Genomic DNA, 17,956 nt, shown 5'->3' with positions numbered 1-17,956 from the left:
GGGACTGAACATGATATACAATCTTAAGGATTAATGAAAAATCGGCCTTATTCCACTTCCTGATGTTGTAAGTTTATACAAAATTATAATTATAAATTGATATACAATGAAAAAAATAAGTTTTATATTATCTGTTGTTTTAGCTTCTTTGTTGGTAGTATCGTGTGGCAGTTCTAAAAAGGCAGCAAATAAGATGTCTATTGGTACTGAAATAGAAATGCCATTGAGCGGAAAAGAGTATCAGAGTAATAGTGAATATTGGAGATATACTTCCGAAGGTGTAAGTCCGCAAATGTCTGTAGCTAAAGAAATAGCAGTACAGTCGGCAAGAGAGCATTTGGCCGCTACGGTTCAATCAAATGTTGAAATGGTTGTTGACAGGTATGCAAAAAATTTCAATATAGGTGATAAGGCAGATTTAACTCAGTTATATGAAAGACGAGCGCTGACAGCTGTAAGTCAGACACTGAAAGGTAGTGAAGTGATAGGTGAAAAAATGTTCAGATTGGAAAACGGAAATTATAAATGTTTCGTATGTATGCAGTTAAGCAAACAAAGTGTTAAAGACGAGATTCTTTCTAATTTTGAGCAAGACGAAAAAATTAAGACGGAATTGGATAGAGAAGAGTTCAAAAAGGTTTTTGACAGTGAAATTGAGAAATTAAAATAAACTTATTATTTGTGGCATAATCTGAAATATACTCGGATTATGCCATTTTTTTAAAGCTAAGATTATGAAAGTATCATATATAGTTATTTTATTAAGTTTGCTGGCACTTAATTTGAATGCACAAACATCATTCGAGGAGTTTAAAAAAAGAAGAAACGCTGAATTTGCAAAATATAAAGAAAGAGTTAAGACGGAATTTGAAGAATTCCGTGAAAGAAGAAATGCTGAATTTGCAAAACTTATTTCACGTAGATGGGATATGATGAAACATTATAAGGGAGTTGAACCTCCAACAAAACCTGAACCGGTAAAACCTGTAATTAAAGATAATAATGAACCGGTTGTTCCGCCTGTAAAGATTCCTGTTGACAAGGTTGTAAGCATTCCGAAACCTGATCCAAGAGTGCCACTGAATATTGTTCCTATACCGGATGATATTAACAAAAAGAACTATTTTACAAAAACTTTTTATGGAACTCCTGTCATGATCTGCTTTGAGAGTGGAAAACATAAGTTCAAACTTGCAAATATTAATGAGTCAGAAGTTGGTAAAGCATGGCAAACAATGTCTGACGGAAGGATGGACGATGTGGTAGATATGTTCCTGTCATGGAGGAAAAAGATTAGTGTCAATGACTATGCTTACATTCTTATGGTGGAGGATCTTTGTAATGCATTTTGGGGGAATACTTCTGCCAATGAATCTGTAGTGATGCAGACTTATATTCTTACACAGTGTGGATATGATGTAAAGATAGCCAGAAAGAACACTGCATTACTACTTTTGGTTGCCGTTGAAGAGACTGTTTATAGAAAAACATTCTTGACAATTGGAGGTAAAAAATACTATGTACTGAGTGATACAAAAGAGAAAGGAGAGTACTATACGTTCAATGACGATTTTGCTGGTAAAATGCAGAAATGTTCCATGCAGATAACAGAGCCAATAATGCTTGCTCAAAGCAGAAAAGAGCAAGGAAGAATGTTCTCTTCGGAAAAATATCCGCAATTGTCTGTTAACCTATCTGTCAATAATAATCTGATAAAACTGTACAATGATTATCCTATACTGGATTGGGAACTTTATGCTAATACTCCAATGAGTAATGACTTGGCAAATAAACTTCTACCGGCATTGAAAAAGGAAGTGGCTGGTAAAACAGAAGAACAGGCCGCCAATATCATATTGAACTTTGTGCAGACTGCATTCCAATATAAAACTGATGAGGAACAGTTTGGCTATGAACGTCCGTTTTTTGTGGACGAACTCTTTTATTATAATTATTCTGATTGCGAAGATAGGGCTGTTTTATTCTCTTATTTGGTAAGAAAAATATTACGATTGGATGTGGTTTTGTTGTATTATCCTAACCATCTTGCTACGGCTGTTAAATTTTCTACTTATTCTGATGGAGACTATGTCAGTGTAAATGGTAAAAAGTATGTGGTGTGTGACCCTACATATATCAACGCGAATATAGGTGAAGCTATGCCTAAATTCAAGAATGTCAGAGCAAGGGTGATAGAGCTTTAATAAATCTATATTAATATGGGATTTATTATGTTTACGTAGCTTTATAAAATACAGCTTGATAAACGTTATTTTATCTTTATAATGAAAATAAACGGAGATTTTTAGTTAAGTTTGCATCCAGAATATACATATATCATTAATGAAAGAATTTGTAATATCCGAAGCACAGACCGAGAAGGCTGTATTGGTGGGCCTGATAACCCAAAACCAGAACGAAAGAAAGACAAATGAATATCTTGACGAATTGGCATTCCTGGCAGAGACTGCCGGTGCCGAAGTCGTGACACGTTTCACCCAGAAGCTTGATACTCCAAACTCCGTGACATACGTGGGTAAGGGAAAACTTCAGGAGATAAAGGATTATCTTCTGCAGATGAACGAAGACGAGGAAACGGAGATAGGTATGGTGATATTCGATGACGAACTTTCCGCCAAACAGCTCAGAAACATTGAAAACGAACTGAAGGTGAAGATTCTTGACCGTACTTCGCTTATTCTTGATATATTTGCCATGAGGGCACAGACCGCAAACGCCAAGACTCAGGTAGAGCTGGCACAGTATAAATATATGTTGCCAAGACTGCAACGTCTGTGGACACACCTTGAACGTCAGGGTGGTGGTTCCGGTGCCGGAGGTGGTAAAGGTTCTGTGGGACTTCGTGGTCCGGGTGAAACACAGCTGGAAATGGACCGCCGTATCATCCTTAACCGTATGGCGTTGCTCAAACAGAGACTTGCAGAAATAGACACTCAGAAATCTACACAGCGAAAGAACCGCGGACGCATGATACGTGTGGCGCTCGTGGGATATACTAACGTAGGAAAATCAACAATAATGAACCTTCTTGCAAAGAGTGAAGTGTTTGCAGAAAACAAACTGTTTGCCACACTTGACACTACCGTGAGAAAGGTTATCATTGAAAATCTTCCTTTCCTGCTTTCCGATACTGTAGGATTTATCCGTAAGTTGCCTACCGACCTTGTTGAGTCATTCAAATCGACTCTTGACGAGGTGCGCGAGGCAGACCTTCTGGTACACGTGGTAGATATCTCACATCCTGATTTTGAAGAACAGATACAGGTGGTGGAGAAAACCATATCAGATATAGGTGCCGGAGGAAAGCAGAGTATGATAGTATTCAACAAGATTGATGCCTACAGCTATGTGGAAAAGGCAGAGGATGACCTGACTCCGAAGACGAAGGAAAACATTACGCTGGAGGAACTGATGAATACATGGATGGCAAAGATGGACGACAACTGTATCTTTATCTCTGCCAAGGACAAGTCGAACCTGGAGGATTTCAAGAATATGCTGTACAAGAAGGTACGCGAACTGCATGTTCAGAAGTATCCTTATAACGACTTCCTCTATCAGACATACGATTTAGGCGACGAGGCTTAAGTTACAAGTTGACAAGGTCTCCATCCGGAAGGTAGCCTTGTTAACTCGTCAACTGAAATAAGAAAGCATACTAATAACTAGAAACTCAATAACTCAAAAACTTAAAACAATATGGCAACACCAGAATTTAAGTATCAGCCAATGTTCGAACACGGACATGACAATACAGAGTATTATCTGCTTACTAAGGACTATGTTTCAGTAAGCGAGTTTGAAGGTAAACCTATCTTGAAGATTGAAAAAGAAGGTTTGACAGCTATGGCTAATGCGGCTTTCCGCGATGTGTCTTTTATGCTTCGCCGTTCGCACAACGAACAGGTTGCAAAAATCCTTACTGACCCGGAAGCCAGCGACAACGATAAATACGTAGCTTTGACATTCCTTCGTAACGCTGAAGTTGCAGCTAAGGGAGTACTTCCTTTCTGCCAGGATACAGGTACTGCTATCATCCATGGTGAAAAAGGTCAGCAGGTATGGACTGGATACTGCGACGAAGAGGCTTTGTCACTTGGTGTTTACAAAACATATACTGAAGAGAATCTGCGCTACTCACAGAATGCTCCTCTTACAATGTACGAAGAAGTGAATACACGTTGCAACCTGCCTGCTCAGATTGACATCGAAGCTACTCAGGGTATGGAATACGAATTCCTCTGCGTGACTAAGGGTGGTGGTTCTGCCAACAAGACTTACCTCTATCAGGAAACTAAGGCTATCCTTAACCCGGCTACTCTTGTTCCTTTCCTTGTAGAAAAGATGAAGACTTTGGGTACAGCAGCTTGTCCTCCATATCACATCGCATTCGTAATCGGTGGTACTTCAGCTGAAAAGAACTTGCTGACAGTGAAACTTGCTTCTACTCGTTTCTACGATAACCTGCCTACAACTGGTAACGAATACGGACGCGCTTTCCGCGACGTAGAACTTGAAAAACAGGTATTGGAAGAAGCTCACCGTATCGGTTTGGGTGCACAGTTCGGTGGTAAATATTATGCACACGATGTACGTATCATCCGTTTGCCACGCCATGGAGCGTCTTGCCCTGTAGGTCTTGGCGTTTCTTGCTCAGCTGACCGTAACATCCGTTGTAAGATCAATAAAGACGGTATCTGGATTGAAAAACTTGACTCAAATCCAGGTGAACTGATTCCTGAAGAATTGCGTCAGGCTGGCGAAGGTAACGCAGTGAAGATTGACTTGAACCGTCCTATGCCGGAAATCCTTGCAGAACTTGACAAGTATCCAGTAGCTACTCGTCTTTCTTTGAACGGTACTATCATCGTAGGTCGCGACATCGCACACGCAAAACTGAAAGAACGTCTTGACCGTGGTGAAGACCTTCCACAGTATATCAAGGATCATCCTATCTATTATGCCGGTCCTGCTAAGACTCCGGCAGGTATGGCTTGTGGTTCTATGGGACCTACAACAGCCGGACGTATGGACCCATACGTTGATCTGTTCCAGAGCCACGGAGGCAGCATGATTATGCTTGCTAAAGGTAACCGTAGCCAGGCAGTTACAGACGCTTGTAAGAAGCACGGTGGTTTCTATCTTGGTTCTATCGGTGGTCCTGCAGCTATCCTTGCTCAGAACAACATCAAGAGCATCGAGTGTGTGGAATATCCTGAACTTGGTATGGAAGCTATCTGGAAGATTGAAGTTGAAGATTTCCCTGCATTTATCCTCGTTGATAACAAAGGAAACGATTTCTTCAAGCAGATTAAGCCTCGTTGCGCAGGAAACTGCAAATAATGGGATAACTGCCCGCAGAAAATAGATTTTCAATAAATAATATAACACGGGTTATGCCGGATGTCTTTCCGGTGTAATCCGTGTTTTTTTACACCTGATTATGAATATCATTCGATTTATTAAGAACTGGACTTTGCCGATAGCTATGGCGATGGGGGTAATACTTTATTTTGTATATGTGAACATACCTTTCCTGGAGCCGACAAAACCGTTTGTGGAACATGCTGTGGCTGTATTGCAGCCTTTGCTGATTTTTCTGATGCTTTTTCTCACATTCTGTAAGGTTGATGTGAGTGAGCTCAAGCCTTGCAGATGGCATGCCGTGTTGCTTCTCATACAAAGCCTTTCGTTCATTCTCCTGGCCGGAATTTTGTATATATTACCTGATATGCATTCCAGAATATTGATTGAGGGAGCTATGTTGTGTCTTATCTGTCCTACGGCTACGGCAGCAGCAGTAGTGACCGGAAAACTGGGAGGCAGTGCTGCACATCTTACCTCATATACAATTCTGATAAACCTCGTGACAGCTTTTCTTGTTCCGCTGGTGGTTCCCGTCATACATCCGCAGGAAGGAGTAGGATTCCTTTCTTCATTCCTGATGATTCTTGGAAAGGTATTTCCTCTGTTGCTGTGTCCGTTTATTCTGGCAGTCCTTTTGCGTTATCTTTCGCCTAGACTTCATGCGTTTATAGGAAAGTATCACGGATTGTCGTTCTATCTATGGGCTGTGGCGCTGACTCTTGCCATTGCCGTAACTGTGAAGAGTATAGTCCATAGCGACGTGTCTATATGGTATCAGGTAGGTTTGGCTTTTATTTCGTGTATAGCCTGTTTCCTTCAATTCTATATAGGGAAAAGAGTAGGCCGCAAATATGACGATACGATTAGTGCCGGGCAGGCATTGGGACAGAAAAATACTGTATTGGCCATTTGGATGGGATACACTTTTTTTACCCCTGTTACCGCTGTCGCTGCCGGTTTCTACAGCGTATGGCATAATGTATTCAATTCTTATCAGCTTTACCTTAAACGTAAGGAAGAGGAAAAATAAAAACAACGGCTGCACCGGAGTTAAATCTGATGCAGCCGTTTACTGTAATTGTGTGTTTATCAGTAAATACTCTTTTATGCCTTACTGTCCATTATCCCCATTTGAGGAATTTCCTGTGGAACATAGTCTCCTTGGAAGAATCGGCTGGCACGCAGCAGGTGTCTCCATACACTGACCAATTCCTGTGTTTCCTGCAATATGTTCAGATATACCATTGATGCTTTAAGGCTTCTGTTGTCAGCTTCCTGCATGTGGTTCATCTGGTGCTTGCGAAGAGCTGAAATCTTGTTTTTAAGATCATCGCCTTTTTTCAGAATATCATCTGCTTCAGAGTAGTTGTTGGCTATAATGGCATTGCGTGTACGATCCATCAACTCACACAATTCTTCTCTGATAGGCAAGAACTCTGCAACATCATCTTTAGGAACTGGGTTGAAGTTGTTGTCAACATGTTCCTTACATGGCTCACAGATACGCTTCAAGCAGTATAGCATTTCTTCGCAGCTGTTTGTTCCAAGGTGGAACCATGTATTCTTTTCTATTGCTATGGTGATTGGAATACGTCTTAAACCAAGTATTTCCTTGCGACGGCGTTTTTTCAGGAGTTTACGCTGCTCGTCAGTCTCGTTAAGCGATTTTTTCAGTTTCTTCAAATCCTCGTTTATGAAACCGTCTGTCATCTTAATGTATGCATCCTTACTGAAATCGATGTAGTGTGTAAGAGTTTCCTGTACGTGTTCGCGGAGCAATGCAAGTGTTTCGTTTTTGTCTTTGCTTGCCATCATACGCTTGAACAGGTCGTCCTGCTTTTCAGCTTTTTCTTTCTTGCTGTACATAATGTTGCTGCGTACAAGTAGGAATACAGCCAAAGCGATGAATCCAACCATACCTACTATGTTCGTGTAGTACATTATTATTGTAACGATGGCACAAGCTGTAAACGCTACGAATGCTGTGATGAACCAGCCGCCGATAACTGAAAGCATACCGGTGATACGATAGACTGCGCTTTCACGTCCCCATGCGCGGTCGGACAATGATGTACCCATAGCCACGATAAATGTAACGTATGTGGTAGAAAGAGGAAGTTTCATTGTTGTACCGATGATGATAAGCAATCCTGAAAGGACTAGGTTAACTGCTGCACGGATAAGGTCGAATGCCGCACCGTTTTCAAGGATAACTTCATCTTTGTTGAATCGGCTGTTGATCCAGTTTCTTACGTTAGCAGGAATTACTCTTACGAGGAATTCGTTTATGCTTGTTGCACGACGTACGATTGTGCGGGCAAGAGCTGATGAACCGAACATTTCGTCACCTTCTTCCTGACGTGCAAGGTCAACCGAAGTCTTGATTACGTTCTGTGCTTTCTTCGATGTAGCCAGAGCATATACCATTATCACTCCTGATGCTATAAGGAATATAATAGGAGTCTTTGCTGATGACATAAGTGATTCCATCATGAAACCATCTACACCTGCACCATTTGAGTTTGCCACAAAATCTGTGTATGCTGAATATCCTGCCAAAGGTACTCCGATAAAGTTTACAAGGTCGTTACCTGCAAATGCCAGAGCCAATGAGAAAGTACCAAGGAGAACTATTATTTTCAATACATTGATTTTGCACCAGTGAAGAATCTGCATAAATACGGTGAAGAATACAAAACATCCTATAACCAGTGCGGCAGTGTTTGCATCTATCCATGCCATTACTTCAGGTGTTATGAAAGGCGCTGATTTCAGACCTTTGATAAGTATAAAATATGAAAGTGAAGTTACGGCTATACCACCGAAGATACCTATAGTCCAGGAAAGATTCTTTTTATAGTTAAAGCTGAAGATAAGACGTGAGATATATTGTACTATTGTACCGGCTATGAAAGCGATTGCTACCGAAAGGAATATACCAAGTATCACAGACAACGCTTTTTCTGTGTTGAGCAAGTCGCCTAGTGTAAGACCTGTTTCATCGGAAATTAGTTTTAAGATTGCCAGAATGAATGTACCTCCCAATAGCTCGAATACCATTGAAACTGTAGTAGATGTTGGAAGTCCCAAGGTATTGAAAACATCCAGTAGCACGACATCGGTGACCATTACGGCAAGAAGGATACACATTATCTCGTAGAATGTGAAATTGTTTGGCTGGAATATACCATGGCGGGCTATATCCATCATACCATTACTTAACACAGCTCCTGCAAATACACCTATTGCAGCTACGATAATGATAGTCTTGAATTTTGCTACTTTGGCTCCTACTGCGGAGTTCATAAAATTCACGGCATCGTTACTGACCCCGACCATCAGGTCGAATATTGCCAGCATAAACAGGAATATTACAATCCCTAAATAAATAGTTTCCATAAAATAAAAAATAATTAAGCTTTGATTTTTCGGGTGCAAAGGTCGGAAATAGATGTTACAAACATGTTACAAAAACGTTTTATAACGATGAAAATAAGAAAAAAAACTAGATTAATGAATGTGTTGAAAAACATATGATAATGAATGTAAAAATACCTTTCCTTTTTTTGTTTTTTTTCTTCGAAATAAATAAATTTGTTACAACCTCCATTAATAGGAAGTAGATAGAATGTTAATAAAATAACAAATGTTACAGAATGTTAACGGGGGGGGGGTAAAACATGTATATATTTAATTACCCCCCAACTGGGGGCTTCTAAAAGCATTAAATGTAAAAATAATTAACACTACTGTTCCCTTTTAAGAAAAATCTCTGGAAGCCCCATCTTGTTAAATAGTATTTAAAAAATGGAGGTATGAAACGAGATTATTTTTTTTCATTAATTACAGTTCCTATTTTAAGAGTATATCCTTCTTCTGTTGATATACATTCTTATGGATTATCATTTCAAACATTATTGTATTTATTGCTGGCACTTCTTATATGTTTTATATTAGTCTGTGCATTTGTAATAATCTGGCAATATCGCCAGATTAAGATAAAGAACAGATATTTAGTCCAGACAATAATAAAACTAAATGAACTTAAATTTTCAAGACCAAGAAAGTTTGATAATGTTTCAGTAGAAACGCAAGTAAATAGTGATTCTTGTTATACGGTCGAGACTAATAAAATTACGCAAGCTTGTAGTGATGATGAAGAACTTTTCCATCGTTTCGACGAACAGGTACATTCTAAAAAACTTTATCTCAATTATAATTATGGCCGCGATGATTATTCCCGTATAATGGGAGTAGATAAGAACAGATTTGCAGCAATAATAAAGGAATATGGAGGTGGTAATATATCTACCTATTTAAGTAATCTTCGTCTTGAATATTCCGTAGGTCTTCTACTTTCTAATGAAAATATGTCTGTTAAAGAAATAGCTTTCCGTAGTGCATTCCCTAATTCTGCCACATATTACAGGCTTTTCAAAGAAAAATACGGCATAAGTCCTAATACATATAGGAGTAATTTTAAGAATTAGAAGTATTAAAATGTCCGCTATAATAAAATCTAATATATTGATATTTAGTCAGCTATGACAAAATGATACTATCTGATCTTTATTGAGATAGTTGTATTTGACAAAAGGAGACACATGTTTTTGTCTGTGTTTCTTATTGTTTACCTAGCTTTGTTATACGAAATCTTAAGTCAATCTTTTACGCAAACATTAAAAGAGTGAAGTATATATGAAAAAACTATTTCTGTTACTGGCGTTAGTCCTTGGGAGCTTGTCTCTGTCCGCACAGAAAGTAGCGGTAAAGACAAATCTTCTGTACGATGTGACTACTACACTTAATCTTGGGTTTGAGTTTCGGGTAGCGCCCAAGTGGACAATAGATGTGTCCGGAAATTATAATCCTTTTTCTTTTAAGAACGACAAGAAAATAAAGCACTGGCTTGTTCAGCCTGAGGCGCGTTATTGGTTCTGCGAGGCGTTCAATGGTCATTTCCTTGCTCTTCATGCTCTTGGTGGTGTCTTTAACGTCGGAAACATGGATTTAGGAATATACCCGTCTTTCAAGAATCATCGCTACGAAGGTGAAATGTACGGAGCCGGTCTTGGTTATGGCTATCAGTTTATTTTAGGTAAACGTTGGAATCTGGGACTTGAAATCGGAGCAGGATGGATACGTGCCAATTATGATAAATATGACTGTCCGCATTGCGGAGAGTGGATAAAAGACGGCAAGAAAGACTATTTCGGTCTTACCAAGGCTGCCATATCACTCATCTATATTATAAAATAGGAGGAACAGAACTATGAAGAAATATATAATATCTGTAGCATTATTCCTTGCACTGGGTACACCGTTGTTCTCTCAGACATCTTATCTAAGCGAGATAGCCGTAGAGAACCGCAAGGTGGAAAAGACTGATGCGAGAATGGTCCGTGTAGGTATGGATCTTAACCTTGACGCTCTGGACATGAAGAACCAGCACGTAATGGCGATAGACCCATATATAGTTTCTGCCGACGGTACGCAAGAACAGAAACTTCCTTCTGTTGTAATAGAGGGAAAGATACGTCATAAAGCCGATATACGACGTGAGGCTCTGGAAAACATCAAACTTTATCCGGAAGCACAGGCAACTGTACGTCGTAAGAACGGAAGCGACCAGACTGTAAGTTATGAGGCTTCTGTTCCGTTTAAACGTTGGATGATAGGTAGTGAATTGGTCTTGAGAGCCGATGTGAGCGGTTGTGCGCAGTGTGGAGAAGGAAGCGAGACAGCATATACCAGCGATATTCTTCCACCGATGAATCCTGCGTATGCTATGCCTTTCATTTCTCCAAAAGAAGAAATAGTGAAACGTCGCTCTGAAACACGGGCAGCCAGACTTCAGTTCCGTCAGGACAGTCATAATATTCGACCTAATTATAAAAATAATCAGGAAGAACTTGACAAGGTTCGTGAATCTCTGAATTTGGTGAAAGAGAACAATGACTTGAGCATCACTGGTATTTATGTGACAGGTTATGCTTCACCTGAAGGAACTATGGACTATAACATGCGACTTTCAGAACGTCGTGCCAAAGCCTTTACCGAATATGTAAAGAAAGATATGGAAGGCATTGACCCTTCTCTATATCATGTTGACTGGAAAGGTGAAGACTGGGACGAGTTGCGTCGTCAGGTAGAGGCACATCCTAATTTATTGAGAATAGAGGATGTACTTGATATAATAGACAATTGTGGTGAAGATAGAGATGTGTGTGAAGAAAAGATAAAGGCTCTTGTGCCTCCTGAAATATATCAGAGAGTATTGAACGAGATGTATGGTCCAATACGTCGCAATGAGTACCGCATAGAGTATAATGTACGCCATTTCGACCTAGAAGAAGGCAAGCAGATGATAAAGACCCGTCCGGACTTAATGAGCGTTAGTGAAATACAGAAGGTGGCTGACAGCTACGGTAAGGGTACTCCTGAATATATTGACTGCCTGCTGTGTGGTGCAAAAGCTTATCCTAATGATGTGACTGCCGTAAATAATGCTGCCTTAGCTTTGATGGAAGCCGGAAGGACAGAAGAAGCAGTTTCGCTTCTTGAAAAAGCTCCTGCAGAAGGTGCCTTGCAGAATATGTTGGGTGTGGCATATATGAAACTTGGTAAGGCTGACAAGGCCCGCGAAGCTTTCCGTACAGCTGTGGAAAAAGGTAATCCTGATGCCGTGAAGAACAGCAAGCTGATGGAAGACTATGTGGAATATATGGCTGAATAAAAAAAGAATTATACAATTGATTATAATGAGTTAATTAACAATAAGTTAAACAAATTAAATGTAATGTTTATGAAAACAAAAAGTTTATTTTTGGCATTTGCGGGCTTGGGTTTGTTCGCTTGTACAAATGAAGATGTAAATGGTGTTGCTGACGGTAATGCTAATGTTACTGTAACCATTAATCAGGCTGTATTGGGCAGTAGAGCTTCACAGGAACATATAGATGGTGGTACTCCAGTAGAGGTTAAAACTATGAATGTAGTTCTCACTGCCGGAGGTACACATGTAAGAGATCTTCAAAATGTTACAAGTCCTAAAGAAATTGTTTTTACTAATGTAGGAATACCTACAGCCATGAGAGTTAGTGTAAATGGTGGAGATGAAGAACTTGCTCTTACTAATGAAATTATCAATGGTGGTAAAGCTGCTCCTATGTTGTGTACGGCTTCAGGTAATGCAACTAGTGAAGGTGAGACAAATAAGATTTATAAAAAAGATGAAACCAATTACACTATATCTGCAACTCCGGAATTCCAGGTAGCTCGTCTTGAACTCTCAGGAATAAAGTATAAGACAACAGGTTTGACTGAAGGTACTACAGCTGCTTATTCAGATGTAAAACTTATGGGAGTTTATGTAAACGGTGTTTTGAATTCTATTGATGGAGATCCTTGTAAAGTAACAGGTCCAGGTGCATGGACAAGTATGGTAGGTAATACTTTTGGTCCAGAATCTGATAACCTTCAGATTTACGATAAGATTAATGGTGATGCAGGTACAGCTATAGACGCTACTGCTTACCCTGCTGACAATAAAGTAATTGCCTATAACTTTATTCCATCAGAAACAGCTGAACAAGTAGTTTTGGTTCTTAGTGCAAAAGCTTATGGTGAGGAAGCTCCAAAAACATATTATGCTGCTGTAGAAAAATATAAAGTTAATACAACTAATGAACCTATTGCCAAGTTTGCTGTAGGTAATGTTTATTCTATCACAAATCTTGAGTTTACAGATGAAGCAATAACACCGGATCCAGACGGAGAAAAAAATGTAACAGTTACTGCAACAGTAACTATAAAGACATGGCAAGAAGTAAATACAGACGTTGAATGGAAGTAAACATTTTATGAAATAAAACGGTGCAGGTATATAATCTGCCTGCACTGCTTTTATGGTATCTTAAAATAAACATACAGTTTTATAAATTCAGAAAAATATGAAGTATATACAAAAAATATTATTGGCACTGGTTGCTTTCGTCCTGGCGACCGGATGTATCAGGGAAGATAATGATGATTGCGACAATGTGACCATCTACTTCCAGTATCTTGCCGATGGCGACGAAGACGTATTATATCAATATATGAAAAAGGTAGATCTGTATGTTTTCGACGAAAACGGACACATAATGGGAGTGGGCCATTATGGTGAAAGTGATCTGAAAACTTTTTCAGCGAAACCTTCTTTCAAACTTACACCAGGACGAAAATATAAGGTGGTAGCCGTGGGTAATGCTTATGAACGCACGGAAGTTGTGAACTTGGAATCAGAAACGGATTTCAATAATATTTATCTTCAGCATCCTGCCTGGGGAACTGAAGAAAAAGTTGATGGTCACGACCACAACTATATGGGATTGCAAGAATTCTATATCCCAGCAACAGGAGAATTTACTGTATATCGTGACACAGTGACACTATATAGTGCTCACGTGAACGTGGAAATAGAAATAAACGGTCTTCCGGCACCGGAAAACACAAGGGAAGGAGAGCATCCTTTTGCATTGAGCATAGAACAGTCTAATGCACAGACAGACTTTAATGGAAACATTAACGTTGAAGAAAAAGGTACGTGTTATCCTACACTTATTTATGATTATGAACGCAAGTGCTATCGTACAGATGATCTGACTCTGTTCCGCATGGACGACCATCATGGACACATTGATGAAGAATGTTGTTCGCATGAATTGGTTTTAGTGGACAATAGGGATGGCAGAGAAATGATACGTGGTAATATATATAACTATCTCAAATATTATGAAGATGAGATAGACCTTACAAAACAGGAGGCTACGCTTCCTATAGCAATAACTTTTAATGGAGTTACTGGAGTTATAGAAATTCCGGATTGGGCAGTTGTTGATACAAAACCAGAGTGGAACTAATTAATGAGTGATATTATGAAACTATCAGTTTGCAATATAATTTTGATTGTATGTACTATTAGTTTAATTTTTAGTTCATGCGTAAAAGAAAAAATTTCGGTTGGACAGGCTTCTAGAAGTGCAACTGTTGATTTAAACTTTTCAGCTTTAGGTGAGAGCTCTGGTACCGAAGCAGATGCTCCGCTTGAAGATAATGAGAATTTCAAGACTTTACGTGTGCTTATAACAGATGAAAGCAGTAAAGTTCTGAAGAATGCTTTTGAGGATTTCAGTAGTCAGGGTGGCAAAGACAGTTACTCTATGCGTATTCCTAATTTACCACAAAATGAACCTTTGAATTTTTATGTAATAGGTAATGAGGCAAGTGTGAATATAGATAAGGATTTATCTTTACTGACACCGGGTGAAAGTTTTTTGCCTGCTGGCTTCTTGGAGACTCTCATGAAGAATAATGGAGAAAGAGCTTTTCCTAAGATGAGAAATCAGATTAACGAAACTGGATTACCTATCACAGGAAAACTCACTACTACTCTACCTTTAGAAAATAATAGTATGAACATAGAATGTACCCATAGTGTAGTTAAGGTGGTTCTTAATATTAATAATATAATGACTGAATCATTTTGGATTAATAAGATTTCTTTAGGCAGTTTTGTTCCTGATAGAGGGTTCTTGTTTCCACAGAATGAAATAATTGTTCCCAATGATGCAGATGTCTCTTCTTATGATTTCATTGCACAAACAGATGGAATTACTGTTAATCAGGGAGAAAATAAAAGTGCTTTTGTCTTTTATATGTACGAAACTGAATCACAAAAAAATAATTATACTTTGGCATTGACATCACCGACCATCTCAAAGTTGTCAGAAAGTCGTTATATTTTCGGTGAAGGTACAGAAAATGTAACTTTGAAGCGTAATACTCAGCTTAATATTAATGCAACAGTAAATGTACATAAGGACGTAGAGGTGACTATAAAATATGAAGTGAAACCATGGACACCTGCCACTATTGTTGTACCTCCGTTTAATTAAAGAAAGGAGTCTTGTTATGAAAAGAAGAAATTTTGTTTATTTGTTGATACTTATATCCATGCCGGCATTTATGCTGTCATGTAAGGATGATTTTGCTATTGAGCAGAGTTCTAGAAACATTAAAGAGGGTATTCCTGTTACTATACCATTGTCCGTTGCTGTGGAAGGTTCTAAGCAAATCAGTCGTGCAGCACAGTCTGATATTGCAGAAAAAACTATAAACTATTTATACGTAGCAGCGTTTAATTCTGACGGGACTCTTGATAATAATGCTTATTTTGAGAAAAATGAGGCAACCGGTTCTGGTGAATTCCAGTTTGGAATGACTACAGGTTTGGATAAACGTATTTATGCTATTGCAAATCCATTAAGCGGTTCTGGCTCTCTTACTGTCAATTACCTTAATGGGTTGAAAACCGAGTCTGAATTTCTTAATGCTGTTTCTCATTTAAGAACTCCTTTGCTTATAACGAGAAGTTATTTCCTTATGTCAGGGAAAATGGAGCCTGATAGCCCTACAGGTAAAATAGATGTAGATGTAAATGATAGTGATCCGAGTAAAGGTGTTATTATTGGAACTGTTAACCCAAAGATATACTTGCAGAGGGTTGATGCCAGAATAACATTTAAAGTGAAAGGAGAAAACAGTAAATACAGTGATTTCAAATTTGTGGCCGACCGTTATTGGGTTGGAAGCATTCCACAAGGAACATTTGTTTTCCCAAAAGAACAAGATTATGTTAAGACAGAAGGACAGGCTTATGCTTCCATGACATACGATGATGCCATACCTTTTGAGGGAGAGAATGCAGAAGGGTATAATATGTTTGAATTCTATTTGCCGGAAAATCGCCAGGAGCCTAAAAAGCGTATAGAAACAGCTAATCAAGGTGAAGCTGAAAATTTATATGCTCTTCGTGAAAAAAGAGAAAAAACAGAAATATCTGCTAATCCAAATAAACCCGGACAGACTCACGAAAATGGAGAATTTATATATGCCAACCCAAATTCTACTTTTGTAATGTTTCATGGAGTATTGTCATATACTGACAACACTAATTTGGGTGCACCTGAATTTGTGAGTGCTGATGTTACATACACTGTACATTTGGGAAATACAGGTGGTGAAGAATATGCAAATACACCTGGTGATATGAGTAATCCAAATGAAGTGTGCGTTAATAACTATCGTACTGAAAGAAATACCCATTATACTTATACAGTTACAGTAACAGGTATTAATTCTTTGATAGTTGAGGTGGATCAGAATAATGAAGTACGTCCGGGTATGGAAGGTGATGTAATTATAGCCGGTGCAAAAATAGCTTCTATGGATTCTCATTATGGAAGAGCCAGTTTCTCTTTAAAGCGTGGTGATATAAAGAATGGATTGTCATGGGCTGTAAGTACTCATTTCCAGCGTGGTATGAAAGTCTTTGTAGCCGATGACCATAAAGATGATGCCGGTAATATCACAGAGGATTTGCCTGCTGAAAAACTGAGAAAATTACAGACGGATATTTCTCTTAATGATTATAAGTGGGTGCATTTTGCCATAAATAAGGAAGCTATAAAGAAGGGTGTTCCTGTGCAGGAAAACCAATATGTAAAGTATCCGGGATATCAGTCTTATACTACTTCGAATCAGACTGAATCTGCGCCTGCCTTTAATAAAACAACTTATAGTGGTGGCTATTATGATAATCCCGTTACTCTTTATGATGTAAACCAACTTATTAATCATTTGTATGTGGAGGCAAATAAAACAAATTCTGAATTATTTGTGAAAAATGGAAAAGTGTCTCAAGATGATGATGCTGTTGTTACATTTACGGCTTTTGTAGATGAGTATGTGTATAAATACGACCCAACTAAGGTTTTTTATGAGATACCGGAGAATGTTACAGATGCTTCTCAACTTCAGTTATGGAAAGAAGTTGTAAATGGTGAAGACCGTATGTTGCATTTCTGTACAAGTGGAAATATCTATTCAGCCGATGGTGCAACCTCACTTTCACGTAGTGTGATTACAATTTCACAGAAACCTATTTATTCTTTCTATAATACTCGTAGTGATGTAGCTACAGCATGGGGTACTGAGTCTATAAGAGAGACAGGAAGATTGTTGGTAAGTGGTGCTTCTATGTCAGATAATCATGATAATACTAAAAACAACGGACGTGAAAATACGCTGAATATTGTGAAAAGTGAATTGAAGTGGACTGATGTTCTTGAAGTTAGTACTACAGCTGAAAGAGAATTAAAAGATGGTTATAACAATATTTGGTATGCATGTCTTTTAAGAAATAGAGACCTTAATGGTAATAATATTATAGAGGAAAATGAAATTCGCTGGTATTTGGCATCAGTAGACCAGTTGACCGATCTTTGGATAGGACAGGGTTCTTTGAATAAAACCGCTTGGCTATATCAAGATGATGGAACTGTAAGACGACACGTGGCGAGTAGCAGTTATTATAATAGTACTAACAAATCTGAAAATCCATGGGTAATCTGGGGTGAAGAAGGAGCCTCAAGAGGATCAAAAGACTATTCAGATGATTATAATGGAACATCTTCTGATAGGAATTATTATGATTACAGATGTGTTCGTAACCTCGGATTGAAGT

13 protein-coding genes are annotated in these 17,956 nt (G+C 38.7%); 12 read left to right on the top strand and 1 reads right to left on the bottom strand.

Annotated features, from left to right (window positions below):
* Positions 1 to 106: 106 nt before the first annotated feature.
* The 5 genes from H6A61_RS13400 to H6A61_RS13380 all read left to right on the top strand — a co-directional run bounded on the left by H6A61_RS13400 (position 107) and on the right by H6A61_RS13380 (position 6,418).
* Positions 107 to 670 (top strand): hypothetical protein, encoded by a 564-nt coding sequence (locus H6A61_RS13400; protein ID WP_204394334.1) that lies wholly within the window; start codon positions 107 to 109, stop codon positions 668 to 670.
* A gap of 64 nt (positions 671 to 734) precedes the next feature.
* Positions 735 to 2,204: a hypothetical protein gene (locus tag H6A61_RS13395; RefSeq protein ID WP_204394332.1), complete on the top strand. Its 1,470-nt coding sequence runs from the start codon at positions 735 to 737 to the stop codon at positions 2,202 to 2,204.
* 139 nt (positions 2,205 to 2,343) lie between these two features.
* On the top strand, positions 2,344 to 3,609 hold the full coding sequence (gene hflX / locus H6A61_RS13390; RefSeq protein WP_154044969.1) for a GTPase HflX: 1,266 nt from the start codon (positions 2,344 to 2,346) through the stop codon (positions 3,607 to 3,609).
* Positions 3,610 to 3,720: 111 nt separating this feature from the next.
* Positions 3,721 to 5,364: a fumarate hydratase gene (locus H6A61_RS13385; protein ID WP_154044968.1), complete on the top strand. Its 1,644-nt coding sequence runs from the start codon at positions 3,721 to 3,723 to the stop codon at positions 5,362 to 5,364.
* 100 nt (positions 5,365 to 5,464) lie between these two features.
* Positions 5,465 to 6,418 (top strand): bile acid:sodium symporter family protein, encoded by a 954-nt coding sequence (locus H6A61_RS13380; RefSeq protein ID WP_204394330.1) that lies wholly within the window; start codon positions 5,465 to 5,467, stop codon positions 6,416 to 6,418.
* 74 nt (positions 6,419 to 6,492) lie between these two features.
* Here H6A61_RS13380 and H6A61_RS13375 read toward each other — a convergent pair whose 3' ends face one another.
* Positions 6,493 to 8,787 carry an inorganic phosphate transporter gene (locus tag H6A61_RS13375; RefSeq protein WP_204394328.1) on the bottom strand — a complete coding sequence of 765 codons (2,295 nt, stop codon included), beginning with the start codon at positions 8,785 to 8,787 and terminating at the stop codon, positions 6,493 to 6,495.
* 416 nt (positions 8,788 to 9,203) lie between these two features.
* On the opposite strand from H6A61_RS13375, the gene H6A61_RS13370 reads away from it, so the two are divergent.
* The 7 genes from H6A61_RS13370 to H6A61_RS13340 form a co-directional block, all read left to right on the top strand.
* Positions 9,204 to 9,878, top strand: a complete 675-nt coding sequence (locus H6A61_RS13370; protein WP_204394326.1) for a helix-turn-helix domain-containing protein — start codon at positions 9,204 to 9,206, stop codon at positions 9,876 to 9,878.
* Positions 9,879 to 10,086: 208 nt separating this feature from the next.
* Complete coding sequence (locus tag H6A61_RS13365; protein ID WP_204394323.1) at positions 10,087 to 10,647, top strand: DUF3575 domain-containing protein; 561 nt, start codon at positions 10,087 to 10,089, stop codon at positions 10,645 to 10,647.
* 13 nt (positions 10,648 to 10,660) lie between these two features.
* Positions 10,661 to 12,124: a DUF3868 domain-containing protein gene (locus tag H6A61_RS13360; protein ID WP_204394321.1), complete on the top strand. Its 1,464-nt coding sequence runs from the start codon at positions 10,661 to 10,663 to the stop codon at positions 12,122 to 12,124.
* A gap of 69 nt (positions 12,125 to 12,193) precedes the next feature.
* A complete protein-coding gene (locus H6A61_RS13355) occupies positions 12,194 to 13,243 on the top strand; it encodes a hypothetical protein (protein ID WP_204394319.1) in 1,050 nt (349 codons plus the stop codon).
* Positions 13,244 to 13,340: 97 nt separating this feature from the next.
* Positions 13,341 to 14,291, top strand: coding sequence for a FimB/Mfa2 family fimbrial subunit (locus tag H6A61_RS13350; protein ID WP_204394318.1), 951 nt, complete (start codon positions 13,341 to 13,343; stop codon positions 14,289 to 14,291).
* A 15-nt stretch (positions 14,292 to 14,306) separates the two neighbouring features.
* A complete protein-coding gene (locus H6A61_RS13345; protein WP_204394316.1) occupies positions 14,307 to 15,326 on the top strand; it encodes a hypothetical protein in 1,020 nt (339 codons plus the stop codon).
* Positions 15,327 to 15,342: 16 nt separating this feature from the next.
* The coding region (locus tag H6A61_RS13340; RefSeq protein WP_204394314.1) for a fimbrial protein at positions 15,343 to 17,956 on the top strand (2,614 nt) is incomplete at its 3' end.

Source organism: Bacteroides caecigallinarum, assembly GCF_016901995.1.
GTDB classification, from domain to species: domain Bacteria; phylum Bacteroidota; class Bacteroidia; order Bacteroidales; family Bacteroidaceae; genus Phocaeicola; species Phocaeicola cellulolyticus.
This window is presented reverse-complemented; position numbering and strand designations above follow the sequence as displayed.

Coding starts and splice junctions, on each gene's coding strand:
- H6A61_RS13400 (WP_204394334.1), top strand. CDS start 107: ATGAAAAAAATAAGTTTTATATTATCTGTTGTTTTAGCTTCTTTGTTG.
- H6A61_RS13395 (WP_204394332.1), top strand. CDS start 735: ATGAAAGTATCATATATAGTTATTTTATTAAGTTTGCTGGCACTTAAT.
- hflX (WP_154044969.1), top strand. CDS start 2,344: ATGAAAGAATTTGTAATATCCGAAGCACAGACCGAGAAGGCTGTATTG.
- H6A61_RS13385 (WP_154044968.1), top strand. CDS start 3,721: ATGGCAACACCAGAATTTAAGTATCAGCCAATGTTCGAACACGGACAT.
- H6A61_RS13380 (WP_204394330.1), top strand. CDS start 5,465: ATGAATATCATTCGATTTATTAAGAACTGGACTTTGCCGATAGCTATG.
- H6A61_RS13375 (WP_204394328.1), bottom strand. CDS start 8,787: ATGGAAACTATTTATTTAGGGATTGTAATATTCCTGTTTATGCTGGCA.
- H6A61_RS13370 (WP_204394326.1), top strand. CDS start 9,204: ATGAAACGAGATTATTTTTTTTCATTAATTACAGTTCCTATTTTAAGA.
- H6A61_RS13365 (WP_204394323.1), top strand. CDS start 10,087: ATGAAAAAACTATTTCTGTTACTGGCGTTAGTCCTTGGGAGCTTGTCT.
- H6A61_RS13360 (WP_204394321.1), top strand. CDS start 10,661: ATGAAGAAATATATAATATCTGTAGCATTATTCCTTGCACTGGGTACA.
- H6A61_RS13355 (WP_204394319.1), top strand. CDS start 12,194: ATGAAAACAAAAAGTTTATTTTTGGCATTTGCGGGCTTGGGTTTGTTC.
- H6A61_RS13350 (WP_204394318.1), top strand. CDS start 13,341: ATGAAGTATATACAAAAAATATTATTGGCACTGGTTGCTTTCGTCCTG.
- H6A61_RS13345 (WP_204394316.1), top strand. CDS start 14,307: ATGAAACTATCAGTTTGCAATATAATTTTGATTGTATGTACTATTAGT.